Origin of the sequence: Bradyrhizobium sp. HKCCYLS1011, from assembly GCF_051167795.1 — a bacterium.
In the GTDB taxonomy this organism is placed as follows: Bacteria; Pseudomonadota; Alphaproteobacteria; order Rhizobiales; family Xanthobacteraceae; genus Bradyrhizobium.
In genome coordinates this window covers 139,942-155,854 of the sequence record NZ_JBNPTT010000007.1, presented here as the reverse complement: position 1 = coordinate 155,854, position 15,913 = coordinate 139,942, and the positions used below count along the sequence as shown (strand labels likewise).

At 64.6% G+C, this 15,913-nt stretch carries 16 protein-coding genes; 3 read left to right on the top strand and 13 right to left on the bottom strand.

The annotated features are described in order from the left end of the window. Positions 1-227: 227 nt before the first annotated feature. The gene (locus ACQR1W_RS23960) at positions 228-1,346 is read right to left on the bottom strand and encodes an NADH:flavin oxidoreductase (RefSeq protein WP_434853112.1); all 1,119 of its coding nucleotides are present in this window, start codon (positions 1,344-1,346) and stop codon (positions 228-230) included. Between the two features lie 105 nt (positions 1,347-1,451). Here ACQR1W_RS23960 and ACQR1W_RS23955 point away from each other — a divergent pair, with 105 nt between their 5' ends. After that, complete coding sequence (locus ACQR1W_RS23955; RefSeq protein WP_434853111.1) at positions 1,452-1,835, top strand: winged helix-turn-helix transcriptional regulator; 384 nt, start codon at positions 1,452-1,454, stop codon at positions 1,833-1,835. A gap of 384 nt (positions 1,836-2,219) precedes the next feature. On the opposite strand, the gene ACQR1W_RS23950 is transcribed toward ACQR1W_RS23955, so the two are convergent. The 10 genes from ACQR1W_RS23950 to ACQR1W_RS23905 all read right to left on the bottom strand — a co-directional run bounded on the left by ACQR1W_RS23950 (position 2,220) and on the right by ACQR1W_RS23905 (position 11,454). Beyond that, positions 2,220-3,179: a Gfo/Idh/MocA family oxidoreductase gene (locus tag ACQR1W_RS23950; protein WP_434853110.1), complete on the bottom strand. Its 960-nt coding sequence runs from the start codon at positions 3,177-3,179 to the stop codon at positions 2,220-2,222. Between the two features lies 1 nt (position 3,180). Further along, positions 3,181-4,035 (bottom strand): class III extradiol dioxygenase subunit beta, encoded by an 855-nt coding sequence (locus tag ACQR1W_RS23945; protein ID WP_008971773.1) that lies wholly within the window; start codon positions 4,033-4,035, stop codon positions 3,181-3,183. Further along, positions 4,035-4,424: a protocatechuate 4,5-dioxygenase subunit alpha gene (gene ligA / locus ACQR1W_RS23940; RefSeq protein WP_434853109.1), complete on the bottom strand. Its 390-nt coding sequence runs from the start codon at positions 4,422-4,424 to the stop codon at positions 4,035-4,037. Before ligA ends, ACQR1W_RS23945 begins: the two co-directional genes overlap by 1 nt. A 15-nt stretch (positions 4,425-4,439) precedes the next feature. Beyond that, on the bottom strand, positions 4,440-5,354 hold the full coding sequence (locus ACQR1W_RS23935) for an amidohydrolase family protein (RefSeq protein WP_434853108.1): 915 nt from the start codon (positions 5,352-5,354) through the stop codon (positions 4,440-4,442). An 8-nt stretch (positions 5,355-5,362) separates the two neighbouring features. Further along, the gene (locus tag ACQR1W_RS23930; protein WP_434853107.1) at positions 5,363-6,298 is read right to left on the bottom strand and encodes a DUF1932 domain-containing protein; all 936 of its coding nucleotides are present in this window, start codon (positions 6,296-6,298) and stop codon (positions 5,363-5,365) included. Positions 6,299-6,316: 18 nt separating this feature from the next. Next, positions 6,317-7,012, bottom strand: a complete 696-nt coding sequence (gene ligK, locus ACQR1W_RS23925) for a 4-carboxy-4-hydroxy-2-oxoadipate aldolase/oxaloacetate decarboxylase (RefSeq protein WP_434853106.1) — start codon at positions 7,010-7,012, stop codon at positions 6,317-6,319. Positions 7,013-7,027: 15 nt separating this feature from the next. Beyond that, a complete protein-coding gene (locus tag ACQR1W_RS23920; RefSeq protein WP_434853105.1) occupies positions 7,028-8,053 on the bottom strand; it encodes an amidohydrolase family protein in 1,026 nt (341 codons plus the stop codon). 40 nt (positions 8,054-8,093) lie between these two features. Then, positions 8,094-9,467, bottom strand: coding sequence for an MFS transporter (locus ACQR1W_RS23915; RefSeq protein ID WP_434853104.1), 1,374 nt, complete (start codon positions 9,465-9,467; stop codon positions 8,094-8,096). Positions 9,468-9,769: 302 nt separating this feature from the next. Beyond that, positions 9,770-10,669 (bottom strand): LysR substrate-binding domain-containing protein, encoded by a 900-nt coding sequence (locus tag ACQR1W_RS23910; RefSeq protein ID WP_434853103.1) that lies wholly within the window; start codon positions 10,667-10,669, stop codon positions 9,770-9,772. Between the two features lie 329 nt (positions 10,670-10,998). Beyond that, positions 10,999-11,454: a TspO/MBR family protein gene (locus ACQR1W_RS23905; RefSeq protein WP_434853102.1), complete on the bottom strand. Its 456-nt coding sequence runs from the start codon at positions 11,452-11,454 to the stop codon at positions 10,999-11,001. 202 nt (positions 11,455-11,656) lie between these two features. On the opposite strand from ACQR1W_RS23905, the gene ACQR1W_RS23900 reads away from it, so the two are divergent. Then, the gene (locus ACQR1W_RS23900) at positions 11,657-12,613 is read left to right on the top strand and encodes an AAA family ATPase (RefSeq protein ID WP_434853101.1); all 957 of its coding nucleotides are present in this window, start codon (positions 11,657-11,659) and stop codon (positions 12,611-12,613) included. A 6-nt stretch (positions 12,614-12,619) separates the two neighbouring features. Next, positions 12,620-13,984, top strand: a complete 1,365-nt coding sequence (locus tag ACQR1W_RS23895) for a vWA domain-containing protein (protein WP_434853100.1) — start codon at positions 12,620-12,622, stop codon at positions 13,982-13,984. Between the two features lie 422 nt (positions 13,985-14,406). Here the strand turns inward: ACQR1W_RS23895 and ACQR1W_RS23890 are convergent, their stop codons facing one another. Both ACQR1W_RS23890 and ACQR1W_RS23885 read right to left on the bottom strand, forming a co-directional pair. Beyond that, on the bottom strand, positions 14,407-14,682 hold the full coding sequence (locus ACQR1W_RS23890) for a hypothetical protein (protein WP_434853099.1): 276 nt from the start codon (positions 14,680-14,682) through the stop codon (positions 14,407-14,409). Positions 14,683-15,463: 781 nt separating this feature from the next. Then, a complete protein-coding gene (locus tag ACQR1W_RS23885) occupies positions 15,464-15,910 on the bottom strand; it encodes a RidA family protein (protein WP_008971787.1) in 447 nt (148 codons plus the stop codon). Between the last annotated feature and the right edge of the window lie 3 nt (positions 15,911-15,913).

Sequence of the window (15,913 nt, the reverse complement as noted above, 5' to 3'; positions counted from 1 at the left end):
CCTACAAAAGCGCTAGTTTCAGCCGGCATCTCTGGAAGTTAGGGCCAGGTTCGCGCGTCGGGGGCGGTGCGCCCCCTCGCCCCGCTTGCGGGGAGAGGGTCGGGGTGAGGGGCTGTCTCGACAGAGCGAGTTCGCGGAGAGTCCCCCTCACCCGGATTGCATCTTCGATGCAATCCGACCTCTCCCCGCAAGCGGGGCGAGGTGGGCGCCGATGAAGCCGCGAGGGCTCAAACCAGCGCTTGCAGATCCGCCGCGTTGAAGCCTTTCAGGCTGGCCTTGTCGTCGTCCTTGACCTTGGCAACCCATTCGGCGTCGCTGATCAGCGCGCGGCCGACCGCAATGAGGTCGAACTCATCGCGCGCCATGCGCTCCAGCAGATTGTCGAGATCGGCTGACGTCGACGCCTTGCCTGCGAAGGCGCTGAAGAAGTCGCCTGATAGCCCGACCGAGCCGACGCTGATGGTCGCGGCACCCGTGATCTTCTTGGCCCAGCCGGCGAAGTTCAGCCCCTTCTCGCCATCGATCTCGGGAAACTCCGGCTCCCAGAAGCGGCGCTGCGAGCAGTGCAGGATATCGACGCCGGCATCGACCAGCGGCTGCAGCCAGTCGGCCATGCGTTCCGGTGTCTCGGCCAGACGCGCGGCATAATCCTGCTGCTTCCACTGGCTGACGCGCAGGATGATCGGGAAATCCGGCCCCACGGCCGCGCGGATCGCCGCGACGACCTCGCCGGCAAAGCGCGAGCGCTCCTTGATCGTGGCGCCACCATAACGATCCTCGCGCTTGTTGGTGCCGGACCAGAAGAACTGGTCGATGAGATAGCCGTGCGCGCCGTGAATCTCGACCGTATCGAACCCCACGCGCTTGGCATCGCGCGCGGCCTGCGCGAAGGCGGCAACGGTGTCGGCGATGTCCTCCTCGGTCATGGCGTTGCCGCGCGGCTTGTCCGGCGCAAGCAGTCCGGACGGGCTTTCCACCGGCGCGTCCGGCTGCCAGCCGCTCATGCCCTTGGTCGAGCCGGTGTGCCAGATCTGCGGACCCATGCGGCCTCCCGCGGCATGAACCGCCGCGGCGACGCGCTGCCAACCGGCGAGAGCCGCATCGCCATGGAAGAACGGGATACCCGGCTCATTCCTGGAAGCGGGACGATCAACCACGGTACCTTCGGAGAGGATCAGCCCTACCCCGCCTTCGGCGCGGCGGCGGTAATAGGCGACGTTGGCGTCACCGGGAATTCCGTTGGGTGCCGCATTGCGTGTCATCGGCGCCATGACGATGCGGTTCTTCAGCTCCAGCGTCTTCAGACGAAAGGGACGAAACAGGACGCCGGTATCGAGGTCGGACATTCGGAAGAGCTCCTCCATTGCTTTCGGAGCGATCCAAGTATACTTCGTAAACCTGCTGTCAATCAGGCACCTGAAGTCGCCCAGGTATACGCGAGGAAACTACTTATGACTCCGAACTGCAAGCCGCAGCACTTTTCGGCGGAGTGTCCGAGCCGGCTCCTGATCGACCAGATCGCCGACAAATGGTCGATGATGGTGGTCGCGGTGCTCGATGCAGGCCCGCTGCGGTTCAATGTCATCAAGAAGCAGTTGGAGGGCGTCACCCAGAAGGCGCTCACGCAATGCCTGCGCCGGCTGGAGCGTAACGGCCTGATATCTCGCCAGGTGATCGCGGAGTCGCCCGTGGCCGTTCAATACGAGATCACCCCGCTCGGGCGCACGCTGCAGCCGCCGTTCCGGGCGCTCTATGCCTGGACCATCGCCAAGATGCCCGAGGTCGAGTCCGCGCGGCAAGCCTTCGACCGGCGCGCGGCTCGCAGCCGGCGTTGAGGGGCGCTCCCCTATCGCTGCGCGGCTTTGGAAGAAGGTGAAGGGAAATAACGAACGAAAAACGGATTTGGATTCGTCGCGGCCGCGGCGAGCGCGCTCTACTCCCCTCCCCCTTGCGGGGAGGGGTCGGGGGGGTGGGGGTAACCGCGACCAGCGATGCCTGCGGTACCCCCCTCCCCAGCCCTCCCCCGCAAGGGGGAGGGAGCGCACCTCCGATGCGGCGACAGCTCGATTAGTTCGCGATAGCAGGCACGTAGGGTGGGCAAAGGGCCGCCTTCAGGCGGCGCGTACCCACCGTCTCGCGTCGTCGCGAAAAATGGTGGGCACGCTTCGCTTTGCCCACCCTACGATTCTTCGCTCGCAATGACGCGATGCCAGCGCGCCTCACCCCTGCGCCAACTGCTGGTCCAGATCGTGCAGCACCTGGTAGCACGGCAGCACCTGGGCGACGGAGGCGTTCGGCTCGCGGCCCTCGCGGATGGCGGCGAAGAATTCGCGGTCCTGCAGCTCGATGCCGTTCATGGAGACGTCGACCTTGGAGACGTCGATCTTCTCTTCCTTGCCGTTCACGAGGTCATCGTAGCGCGCGATGTAGGTGCCGGTGTCGCCGATGTAACGGAAGAAGGTGCCGAGCGGGCCGTCATTGTTGAAGGACAGCGACAGCGTGCAGATCGCGCCGTTGGCGGCCTTGAGCTGGATCGACATGTCCATAGCGATGCCGAGCGTCGGATGGATCGGTCCCTGCACCGCGTTGGCCTTCACGATCGGCGCGCCCGCCTGATAGGCGAACAGATCGACCGTGTGCGCGGCGTGGTGCCACAGCAGATGGTCAGTCCAGCTGCGCGGCTGGCCCAGCGCGTTCATGTTGGTGCGGCGGAAGAAGTAGGTCTGCACGTCCATCTGCTGGATGTGGAATTCGCCGGCCTTGATCTTCTTGTGCACCCATTGGTGGCTCGGGTTGAAGCGGCGGGTGTGGCCGCACATCGCAACCAGCCCGGTCTTCTTCTGCAGCTCGACCACCGCCTGCGCATCCTTCAGCGAATCCGCTAGCGGAATCTCGACCTGCACATGCTTGCCGGCCTTCAGGCACGCGATCGCCTGGGCCGCATGCATCTGCGTCGGCGTGCAGAGGATCACGGCATCGACCTCCGGCAGCTTCAGGCTGTCGGCGAGCTCAGTCGAGACATGCTTGATGCCGTATTTGTCGGCGACTTCCTTGGTCTGGTCGAGCCTGCGCCCGACCAACGATACCACCTCGACATCGGCGATGTTCTTGATGCCGTCGAGATGCTTGATGCCGAACGCGCCGGCGCCGGCCAGCGCGACCTTGATCGTTTTGGCCATGTCAGTTGTTCTCCAGGATCAGATGGCCGACCGCGGTGTTGCTCGCCGGCACGTGGTAGAAGCGGTGACGCACCGTCGGAGTCTTGCCGCCATTGACATCGCTCATCGCGCCGCGCGCGATCAGCCACATCACGAGCTCGATGCCCTCGCTGCCCGCTTCGCGGACATATTCGATATGCGGCACCTTGGAGAGCCCTTCCGGATCGCTGATCAGCTTGTCCAGGAACATGTTGTCCCACTCGCGATTGATGAGCCCGGCGCGGGGGCCCTGCAGCTGATGACTCATGCCGCCGGTGCCCCAGATCTGCACATTGAGCGGCTCGTCATAGCTCTCGATCGCCTTGCGGATCGCCTTGCCCAGCATGAAGCAGCGGCGACCCGACGGCACCGGATATTGCACGACATTGACCGCGAACGGGATGATCGGACACGGCCAGGCATCGACCTGCCCGAACACCAGGCTGAGCGGCACGGTGAGGCCGTGATCGACATCCATCTTGTTGACGATGGTGAGATCGAAATCATCCTGGATCACCGACTGCGCGATATGCGCAGCGAGCCGGGGATGACCGATCACCTTCGGCACCGGGCGCGGGCCCCAGCCTTCGTCGGCCGGCTGATACTCGGCCGCGGTACCGATCGCGAAGGTCGGGATCATCTCCAGGCTGAAGGCGGTGGCGTGGTCGTTGAAGACCAGGAACACGACGTCCGGCTTCTGCTCCTTCTCCCACTGCTTGGCGAAGTCGTAGCCCTGGAACACCGGCTTCCAATAATCCTCGCCGGTCTTGCCGAGGTCGAGCGCGGCGCCGATCGCCGGCACGTGCGAGGTGTAAACGCTTGCGGAGATATGGGCCATCACTTCTTCTCCCCGGTGTAGCGGTTGCCCTCGATCGAGCGGCCGCCCTTCACCATCATGTCGCGGTATTGTTCTTCGGTCATGCCGGTCATGCTGCCGGCCATTTGCTGAAAGCTCTTGCCATCGGTGGCGCCGATCTTGGCGAGGAAGTAGATGTTGCCGCCGAGCGCAATGCAGCGGTTGAGATCACGATCCAGCACCGCCTGCTTCTGCTCTTCGGTCATCGGCCATTCGTCGAGATAGGCCCGCTCATTGGCCTTGAAGCGGGCGCGGTTCTCCGCCTTCATCAAGGACATGCAGAACTGGTTGAGGTGATAGCCCATCCGCGACATGTCGGCGTCGAAGATGGTCGTGCCGGGAACGTCGGTATAGGGTTTGTCGAGCGACATCGATCGTCTCCTCGTTTAAGTTTCTTCGGGCCAGTAGAGCCGCATCGGATTGTCGACCAGGAGCTTCCGCTGCAGCTCCTCGGTGACAGCGATATGCGGAATGAAATCGACCAGCAGGCCGTCGTCGGGCATATGATCCTTCAGGTTCGGATGCGGCCAGTCGGTGCCCCACAGCACGCGATCCGGGAAAGTCCCGACGATCCGCCTCGCGAACGGCACCACGTCGCGATAGGCGTTCTGCTCGCCATTCAGCGCCGGTGGTCCCTTCACCGACAGCCGCTCCGGGCAGCTCACCTTGGACCAGACGTTCTGGTGCTCGCGCATGAACTTCACGAACAGCTCGAACTCAGGTCCGTCGACCGGCTTGGTGACGTCGGGGCGGCCCATATGGTCGACGACGACCGTGGTCGGCAGCGCGGTGAAGAAGTCCCACAGCTCCGGCAGATCGACCGCCTCGAAATAGATCACCACATGCCAGCCGAGCTTAGCGATGCGCCCCGCGATCTCGTTGAGTTCGTCCTTGGGCGTGAAGTCGACCAGGCGCTTGACGAAATTGAAGCGGACGCCGCGGACGCCTGCGTCATGCATCGCCTTCAGTTCATCGTCGGTAACGTTGCGCTTGACGGTGGCGACGCCGCGGGCCTTGCCGTTCGAATGCACGAGTGCGTCGACCATGGCTCGATTGTCGGCGCCATGGCAGGTCGCCTGCACCACGACGTTGCGGGCAAAGCCGAGATGGTCGCGCAGCGCATAAAGCTGGTTTTTGGAAGCGTCGCACGGCGTGTATTTGCGCTCGGGCGCGTAAGGGAATTCCGCGCCAGGACCGAACACATGGCAATGCGCATCGACGCTGCCGGCCGGAACCTTGAAACGCGGCTTCGACGGACCTTGGTACCAGTCGAGCCATCCGGGTGTTTTCTGAAACTCCATGTCGTTTCCTACTTCTTCTTTGCTTTCGCGAGAATGCGATCCGCCTCGGTGCGCCAGTCGGGGCTGCGCGCGAAGTCCTTGGCTCCACGCGCGCCGAACAAGCCTTCATCGGCGAGATCGGCGATGAAGGCCTGGCGCTCGGCGGTGCCCTGCGCCGACCATGGCGTCAGCCCCGCCTCGCGCACGGTCTCGGCGACCTCCCTCACCTCCTCGGCGCGGCGGCGGCCGTGCTCGATCACGCGCTGGAAGAAATAGGCGCCCTGCTTCTCCCAATCGATGCCGGGAAAGGTCTCCTTCAGCGAGGCCAGCACGGCGTCTTCGACGCCATAGGCGCGCGCGGTGGTGAAGGCTTCGATCACCATCGCCTCCATGCCCTTGATCATGATGCTGCGGCACATCTTGGTCGCTGACGCCACGCCGAGCTTGTCGCTCGCAGGCTTGGCGGCGAAGCCGAGATCATTGAGCAGCGGCGCCAGCTCGCGGGCGCCGGTGCCGCCGAGCAGCAGCGGCACCTTGATCCGATAGGGCGGCACCGACGTCATGACAGCGCCCTCGACATAGCGGCCGCCGGCGCCGTCGATCAGATCAGCCGCGCGCTGCTTGGCGCCTGGCGAGGCCGAGTTGAAGTCGAGGAACCACGCGCCTGGCTTCACGGCCGGCGCACAGGCCTGTGCCACCGGAACGGCCTGGCTCGCGGTCACTGCGGAGACGATAAAATCGGATTGCGAAGCGAGCTCGGCATGCGACGGGGCCAGCGTGACGCCGATGCCGGCAGCGTGGTCGCGCATCGCATTGCCACGCTCGTCGCCAAGCTTGATATCATAGGCCGAGACGCGGACGCCGTCCTTGCGCAGGTCCTCGGCGAGGATCTTGCCGACCTCGCCGTAGCCGACGATTCCGACATGCCACTGATTTGAAGGACTTGAATTGGAAGCGCCGCCCATCGTGCCGCGTCCTCCTCCTCAATCGATATATTTGAGCCCGGCCTTCGCCAGCGGCTCGCGCATCTTGTACATGTCGAGACCGAGCACGCCGGAAGCGAGCTTCTCGCGCTTGTCGGCTTCGTTGGCCTCACGCGCCGCGGCGGCATCCGCCGCCTGATGCGCCACCGCAGCCGGCACCACCACGATGCCGTCGACATCGGCCACGATCACGTCGCCAGGATTGACCGCAACGCCGGCGCAGACCACCGGGATGTTGACCGAGCCGAGCGTCGCCTTGACCGTGCCGCGCGCCGAGATCGCGCGCGAGAACACCGGAAACTGCATCTCGGTGAGATCAGCAACGTCACGCACGCCGCCATCGATGACCAAGCCCTTGGCGCCGCGGGCACGAAAACTGGTGGCCAGGAGATCGCCGAAAAAGCCGTCGGTGTTCTCGACCGTGCAGGCCGCGACGACGACGTCGCCGGGCTGGATCTGCTCGGCCGCCACATGCAGCATCCAGTTGTCGCCGGGCTGCAGCAGCACGGTGACCGCCGTGCCGCACATCTTCGCGGTCGGATAGATCGGGCGCATGTAGCATTGCATCAGGCCGACCCTGCCCATCGCCTCATGGATGGTGGCAACGCCGAACTGCGACAGCTTCTCGACCGCCGCCTTGTCGGCGCGGGCGATGGTCTTCTTGACGATGCCGAGATTGTTCATGGGGGTGCTCATCGCGATGGTCCTATTTCACTTGCCCTTGGCCTTCAACGCGGCGTCGAGCCGCGGGAACACCCGCCGCGCATTGCCTTCGTAGATCTGGTGGCGCTGCTCGGGCGTCAGCTTGGCGGCCTCGATATAGCGCTTGGTGTCGTCGTAATAGAACCCGGTCTCGGGGTCGATGCCTCTGACAGCGCCGATCATCTCCGAGGCAAACAGGATATTGTCGATCGGGATCACGCCCGTCAGCAGGTCGATGCCGGGCTGATGATAGACGCAGGTGTCGAAGAAGATGTTGTTGAGCAGATGGTCTTTCAGCAGCGGCTTCTTCAATTCCTGCGCCAGCCCGCGGAAGCGGCCCCAGTGATAGGGCACGGCGCCGCCGCCATGCGGGATCAGGAACTTCAGGGTCGGGAAATCCTTGAACAGGTCCGAGGTCAGGCACTGCATGAACGCCGTGGTGTCGGCGTTGAGATAATGCGCGCCGGTGGTGTGGAAGCAGGCGTTGCAGCTGGTCGAGACGTGGATCATCGCGGGGATGTCGAGCTCGACCATCTTCTCATAGATCGGATACCAGTGCCGGTCCGAGAGCGGCGGCGAGGTCCAATGGCCGCCCGAGGGATCCGGGTTCAGATTGATGCCGACGAAGCCGTACTCCTTGATGCACTTCTCCAGCTCAGGGATACAGGTCTTAGGGTCGACGCCCGGCGATTGCGGCAGCATGGCCACGCCGATGAAATTATCCGGGAACAGCTTGCTGACCCGATAGCACAGCTCGTTGCAGATCGCGGCCCACGTCGAGGACACCTGGAAATCGCCGATGTGGTGGGCCATGAAGCTGGCGCGCGGCGAGAACACGGTGAGATCGCTGCCGCGCTCCTTCATCTTCTTGAGCTGGTTGCTCTCGATGCTCTCGCGCAGCTCGTCGTCGCTGATCTTGAGCTCGGACGCCTTCGGCATCACGGACGGATCCTTGATGCCCGCGATCTGCCCGTTGCGCCACTCCTCCAGCGCCTTCGGGGCCGTGGTGTAATGACCGTGCACGTCGATGATCACGTCAGTCTCTCCCTCAACTTTTTGGCGCGTGGCAGCGGTGTCAATGGACTGTGACCGCAGCGCCAATTCCCTTGTCGCTCGACCGTCCCGGCCCCACGAATTGCTTTACCACAAGCGCGACCGCTGCGATGGCGCCGGGAACGGCCATAACAGTGAAAATCTGGCTGAAGGTGAGCTGCCGCGCGGTCATCTCGGCGATCAGGAAGGAACCGGCGATGCCGCCGAACCGGCCGATGCCGAGCATCCAGGACACGCCGGTGGCGCGGCCCTGCGTCGGATAGAACGCCGCGGCCAGCGCCGGCATCGAGGATTGCGCGGTGTTCATCATCACGCCGCCCAGGAACACTGCGGCCATCAACAGGCCGAGTTGGCCGGCGGCCTGGCCGATGAAGAAGATCGAGACCGCCGTCAACGCATAGCCGGCCGCAATGATCAGATTGGCGTTGAAGCGGTCCATCAGCCAGCCGAAGAACACCGCGCCGACGCCGCCGAGCGGGAACAGCGCCGAGATCAGGGTCGCGGTCTGCGGGTTGAGGCCGGCATCCTTGAACAGGATCGGCATCCAGTTGATCAGCGCGTAGAAGATCACGAGCCCCATGAAATAGGCGATCCACAGCATCAGCGAGCCCGCGCGCAGCACCGGCGACAGCACCATGCCGAGACCGCTGGCATTGACGCGCCTGGTCACCTCGGCATGTTCCGGCTCCAGCATCATGAACTGGCTCACCTGCAACGCCGCGGCCGAGATCTTGCGCATCACCTTGCGGACGCGCTCGACGGAGGCGCCGCGCGACAGCAGATAGTGCACCGATTCCGGCAGGATCACGACCAGCGCCACAGTCAGCACCAGCGGCGTGAGGCCGCCGAGCGTGAGCACGCTGCGCCAGCCCCATTGCGGAATCATCCAGGCGGCGAGGAAGCCGCCGAACGCCGCGCCCAGCGGAAAGCCGCAGAACATCAAATTGGTCATGGTGGCGCGCAACCGCTGCGGGCAGTACTCGCTGAGCAGGGTCACGGCATTCGGCATGGCTGCGCCGAGACCGATGCCGGTGATGCAGCGCGGCACGGTGAGCTCGGTCAGATTGGTCGCAAGGGCGGAAGCGAGGCAGGCGAGGCTGAACACCAGCACTGAAGCGACCAGCACGACCTTGCGGCCCACCCGATCAGCCAGCGGCCCTGAGAACAGCGCGCCGGCGGCGAGCCCAAACAGCGCCGCGCTGAGCACCGGCCCGAGCGCCGACTTCTCGATGCCCCACTCTTTGAGCAGCGACGGCGCGATGAAGCCGATCGCGGCGGTGTCGAAGCCGTCGAGCAGCACGATCACGAAGCACAGGCCGAAGATCAGCCACTGGAACCCCGAAAATGGGTGCTCGTCGAGAAAGGTTTGAACATCGACACGGCTGGTCGCGGGCATCGGCGTGCGTTTCCTTCGGATTGATTGAAAACGTCTCGGTCCGCGGCGGGCGCTGATCGCAAACGCCTCCGCCCGGACATCTTGCGTCGTTGGCGAAATATGTGCCGCAGCGCGGAAGCCGGCGCCAGCGCCGGGCCGCCTATATCAGATATTCCGAAACGGCATGGGGATTCCGGCCAGCCATGCTGGAATTAGAATGGCTCCAACCCACGGCACAGGCGACCATCAAAGTTCGATGCGGACAGCCACCCTCCCCCTCCAGGGGAGGGTGAGCACCTTCCGCGCGGAAAAAGATCGGTCGATCACCGCGGCAGCTTGCGGATCAGGGCCGACGCCAGCTTCATCGTGCTGGTTGCGAGCGGCGTCGGCCGCTTGTGCGCCGACGTCACCAGGCAGAGCACGCTGGTCGGCGTCGGATCGGTGAGCCGCCGGATCGCCAGCTCGCCGGCGCGGCCCGAGGCTGCGACGCCGCTCGGCGTCAGCACCGCATGGCCGTAACCGGCGCAGACGAGATCGATGATCGAGGGCACGCTCGACACCTCCCAGGCGATGTCGAGCCTGACGCCGGCCAGCGCCGCCTGGGTCTCCAGCAGCCGCCGCATCGCATGCACCCGCTCCGGCACGATCAAGGGATAGCGCGACAGCTCGGCCATCGGCAGCGGCGCGGTGACGCGGCGCCGGCCCTTCGGCGCATGGCTGACCAGCGCGAGCGCCTCCTGCAGCACCGGCGCGATCTCGATGCCCGGCTGCGCCTCCGGGTTGTAGACCATGCCGACATCGATGCGCCCGCTCGTCACCCATTCGACCACGTGGGTCGACAATCCCTCGACCACCGCGAGCCGCGCTGCAGGAAATTCCTTTCTGAAGCGGTCGATCAGCGGCAAGGTCAGCTGCCGCGCGATACTCGGCGGCAGGCCGATCGTGACCCGCCCGACCGGCGCATCGCGGCTGGCGCCGAGATCCTCGCGCGCATGCGAGACCAGCTGCAGCACCGCGACGCTGTGGTCGAGCAGCCGCTTGCCGGCGTCCGTCAGCGCCACGCCGCGGCCGTTGCGCGCAAACAGCTGCTGCTTCAATTCCGATTCCAGCGCGCGCACCTGGCGCGACAGCGCCGGCTGCGCCACCTCGAGCACGCTCGCCGCCTTGCTGAACGAGCCGAGCTCGGCGACCTGCACGAAATATTCGAGCTGCTTGAGATTCATGGGCGTGGGGCTCGGACATTCAGCGTGATCTTGCTCAGCCGCGCACCACAAACCAAGCTGTCGTCCCCGCGAACGCGGGGACCCATAGCCACCGGCGCCCGTTGCCGACAAAGAAAGATGACCTGGAGCCTTTTCCAATCATTGGCCGTCCGCGGTATGGGTCCCGGCGTGCGCCGGGACGACAGCGCGATATGAGGATGGGCCACGCACAATCGTTGGCCCCATCCCTCACAGCGGGAGCGAAGCTCGTCGCACCCCGGTAAGGACGGGAACAGGCAGCGCCCCGTTGTCTGTCTTTGCCAACGAGCTCCTATCAAGTCCGCCTCATCTCAATTCAACACATTGATCGAAAGGTTCAGCACCGACGCAAAGGTCACCCAGAACGCATACGGCACGAACAACAGCGCCGTGATCCGATCCTTGCGCCAGGACATCACGATGAAGACGATGATCAGCGCTGATATCGCGACGATCACGGCGAACGCGACCCACATCCAATGCTTGGTGAAGAAGATCGGCGACCACGCGAAATTCAGCACCAGTTGCGCCCACCAGACCTGCATCACGAGGCCGCTGCCGACCCGCTCGTAGGTCCGCCAGCCGGCGATCGCGATCAGGATGTAGAGCACGGTCCAGGCGATCGGGAAGAGCCAGTTGGGCGGAGTGAACGGCGGCTTGTGCAAGGACCCATACCAGGCTCCCGGCAAGTTGCTGGCGCCGACGATCCATCCGCCTCCGACGACCAGGACCAGGAGGACGATGAGATGCAGGGTGGATCGGTTCATATTCGGCTCGGCGTGATTTCACTTGAGATCGCTACCGCGCGGGAAGAGCTGCGGTGCGGCCGCGCCACTGGACATTCGATCCGGAGGCGCGTAGCCAGGGCATAGCATAAAGCCAATCCTGTCAGGGCTTTACCTTTCGTAAATAAGACGGGCTGGAAACGCTTTCAAAGCAAGCCTCACGCCCGAGACCGGAGTTTGATCCGTGGCTGAACGGCCCTCCTCCCACGCCATCGCCTCGATCGAGGCCGTCGAATCCGGCCTCGCCGCCCAGGGCTATATCGCCAGCCGCCAGATCGCCACCGCCGTTTACCTTTCCCAGGCGATCGAGAAGCCGATCCTGGTCGAGGGTCCGGCCGGCGTCGGCAAGACCGAGCTGGCCAAAGCGATCGCCGCCTGGCGCGGCCTCAAGATGATCCGGCTGCAGTGCTACGAGGGCCTGGACGAGGCCAAGGCGCTCTATGAGTGGAAATATGCCAAGCAGCTGCTCTACACGCAGATCCTGAAGGACAAGCTCGGCGAGGTGCTCGGCGGCGCGCAGACCCTGCACGCCGCGCTCGACCAGCTGCATGGCTTCGGCGACGTGTTCTTCTCCAAGGAATTCGTCGAGCCGCGGCCGCTGTTGCAGGCCCTCCTCGCTCCCGAAGGCTGCGTGCTCCTGATCGACGAGATCGACAAGTCCGATGCCGAGTTCGAGTCGCTGCTGCTCGAGATCCTCTCCGACTTCCAGGTCACCATCCCCGAGCTCGGCACCATCGCGGCAGCCAGCGCACCGACCGTGATCCTGACCTCCAACTCCGAGCGCAATCTCGGCGACGCCTTGAAGCGGCGCTGCCTGCATCTGCATATCGGCTTTCCCGAACAAAAGCTCGAGGAGCGTATCGTCGAGAGCCGCGTGCCCGGCATCTCGCAGATCCTGCGACGTCAGCTCGTCGCCTTCATCAACGATATCAGGACGCTCGATCTGAAGAAGCAGCCCTCGGTCAGCGAAACCATCGACTGGGCGCGCGTGCTGGTGCTCTTGCAGGCCTCCGAGCTCGGCCATGAGGTGGTGAAGGACACGCTCAACGTCCTCTTGAAATACGAAGCCGATATCGAGGTGGCGCTGCCGCAGGTGACGAGCTTCGTCGCCAAGGCGCAGCGCCAGAACATCTTTGGATAGGAGATCATGCAGGAGAACCTGCATCGCTTCTTTCGGGCCGCGCGCGGCGTCGGCGTGCACGTCTCGCCCGCCGAGAGCATCGACGCGATGCGGGCGGTCGCGAGCGTCGGTTTCGCCGATCGCAACGTGCTGCGCGACAGCCTGCTGCTGACACTGGCCAAGAGCGAGGACGAGAAGAAGGCGCTCGGCAGCTGCTTCGACCTGTTCTTTGCACAAGCCGAACCGGCGCAGCCGGAAGGCGAAGGCGAAGCCGATGCGGGCGAAAGCCCGAATACAGTCCCGCAGTCTGCCGCAGGCGCGGGCGACGCCACGAGCCAAAGCCTGGGCGCCCTCACGCAGATGCTGCTCGCGCAGAATCGGACCGAGATCTCCGCAGCACTCGCCAACGCGTCCAGCGCCGCCGGTCTCTCCGACATCCGCTACTTCACCCAGCGCGGGCTGTTCGCAAGCCGCATGCTCGATCTGATGGGCATGCAGCGCCTGCGTGACGATCTGGATGCGCTGAACGAGAGCAATCCCGCGCTGGCCGAGCGGCTGCAGACCGCGACGGAAGATCTGCGCTCCGCCGTGCGCGAGGCTGTGTCACAGGCGCTCGCGCTCTATGGCCGCGAGGAAACCGAAAACCTGCGCCACGAGATCCTGCGCAATGCGCCGCTGTCGCGGATCGAGCCGCGCCAGGTCGCGCAGATGCGGGCGTTGATCCGGCAGATCGCGCGCCGCCTGCGCGAGCGCTACTCGAAACCGCGCAAGCGGCAGCGCCGCGGCCATCTCGACGTCCGCCGCACGCTTCGTCGCAATGCCGCCTGGGGCGGCGTGCCGTTCCTCACCGCCTGGAAGCGCCGCCATCGCGACAGGCCGAAGATCGTGGCGCTGTGTGACGTCTCCGGCTCGGTGGCGCGCGTGTCGGATTTCTTCCTGCTCTTAATCCACAGCCTGCACGAGGTCGTGGACGACGTGCGCTCCTTCGCCTTCTCCGGCCATCTGATCGAGGTCAGCGAGATCCTGGATAGCAAGCCTGCCGAAGAAGCGATGGCTGAGATCATGGACAAGGTCGGCTTCGGCTCCTCCGATTACGGCAGCTCGCTTGTCGATTTCGAGAAGGCGTTCATGGCGTCGGTGACGCCGCAGACGACCGTGATCGTGCTGGGCGACGCCCGCAGCAACAATCTCGATCCGCGGGCGGAGATCCTCAAGCGCATCGCCGAGCGCGCCAAGCGCGTGGTCTGGCTTAATCCGGAAGGACGGATGACCTGGGGCTGGGGCGATTCAGAGATGCCGCGCTACCAGACCTTCTGCAACGTCGTGCGCCAATGCGCCACTGCCCAGCAGCTCGAGCGCGCGGTGAGCGATATCGTCGCAACGTATCGGTAGCTGCGCCCTTCGCTGTTGGTAACAGATCTCCGCTGTCGTCCCGGCCAAGCGCAGCGCGAGCCGGGACCCATAACTACCGGCCGATGTTGTAGAACTCAGTGTCAACCACGCGGGCCCAAGAGAGCTTCCGCGGTATGGGTCCCGGCGTTCGCCGGGACGACGCCGTTGACTCGGCAGCCGTCCAGCAGCGCGAACGCGCCGTCAGTGACATCGCCGCCCTGTATTGATAGCTACGTCCCGCTGTTGGTAATAGACCTCCGTCGTCGTCCCGGCCAAGCGAAGCGCGAGCCGGGACCCATAACCACCGGCCGATGTTGTAGAACTCAGTGTCAAGCACACGGGCCTACGAGAGATTCCGCGGTATGGGTCCCGGCGTTCGCCGGGACGACATCTGTTATTTGTTTGGCTTTAGTGCCCTACCCTTACCGTCCTCCCGAAGCCCGCTTCAATAACGCGGCGCGCTGCGGGTCGGTGAAGGCGACACCGGATTTCTTCTCGACGACCTTGATCGCCCACGACCGCATCGGATCATCATCCGTCCTGGCCGGTTCGCGGAGAATGCCGACGCTCATCTCGAGCAGCTTCGAATCTGCCTGGTGATCGGGCACGACGCCGCCAAGCGACGGCACAGCGAGCCCGCCGATCAGTGCACCAAGGCCCGCGGCCACCGCAGCCATCATCGCCGATTTCCAATCCACGCTCGTCCCCATTTTCTTCGCGCCCACACGCCGCCACCTTCACGTGCCTTTCTGTCCCTCGCATGGCGATCTCTCGTCTTTCATCCGGCAACGATCGGGCGACTGCCGCACCAGTGTGATCTCTTGTGTGACTGCCCGTCGCGTTAACGTGTCGCAGCAGTCAGCGCTTGCCGCGTCGGGCAAATCAGAACCATCATCTCGCGCATCCCGCCTCATCGAAGAGGGGCGTACGCGTCGTCACGATACGTGGAGTGCGGGATGCGATGGACGTGTGAGTGACAGCGGACGATTGGCACTCGGACGGACGGTGAAGTCGTGTAGTCCTGATACCCCGACGCTGGTATCAAGCTGGCGATGCTTCTCGCGAAGCGCGCCAGTGATGGTGGCCAAAAAGCCCGGCGCACCAGGGAGACCACGTATAAGCCGTAAACCGTCGCGCAGGGAAGGCCGGAGTGATCGGCCAAACCTGTGGTTCCTGCCCCGTGCATTTTCTCCCGCACGGGGGCCATGGGTGAGGTCTTCACCCGGCCTTCCCTGCGCCTTCTTTATTTTCGGAAGGTGATCAATGAGCACAGCTCGGGCGCGAACGCGTTGCGAGGTCGAAACGACGTACGCAATTTTCCGCTGTCGTTCCGGCCAAGCGAGCATAGCGAGCGCGAGCCGGGATCCATATGCACAGCCGACTGTCGGGATGCTCGGTCTCAACTACCTACGAAATAGTCCGCGGTATGGGTCTCCGCGTTCGCGGGGACGACAGCGGAGTAGGACGCAAATGACGAACCTATCTCGGCACGACCGCCGTGGCTTCGATCTCCAGCCGCGCCGCCTGCTCGACCAGCCGCACCACCTGCACCAGCGCCATCGCCGGATAATGGCTGCCGAAGATCTCGCGATAGATGGCCCCGAGCTGCTTCAGATTGGCGAGGTACTCGTCCATGTCGACGACGTACCAGGTCAGCCGCACCAGGTGTTCGGGCCCTGCCCCGCCCTCGGCGAGAATGGCCGCGATATTCGACAGCGTCTGCCGCGCCTGGTCCAGGAAGCCGTCCCGCAGCTGTTCATGTTGATCCCAGCCGATCACGCCCCCGGTGACCACGATGCGCCCCTCGGCGGTCATGCCATTGGCATAGCCCTTCGGCATCGGCCAGCCGCTCGGCTGCAGCGCGCGCGGTCGCTCGGCCTGCTCCGATTTCACCATCGCGAGCGTGGGCGCGTTCGGCGTGCTCACAGA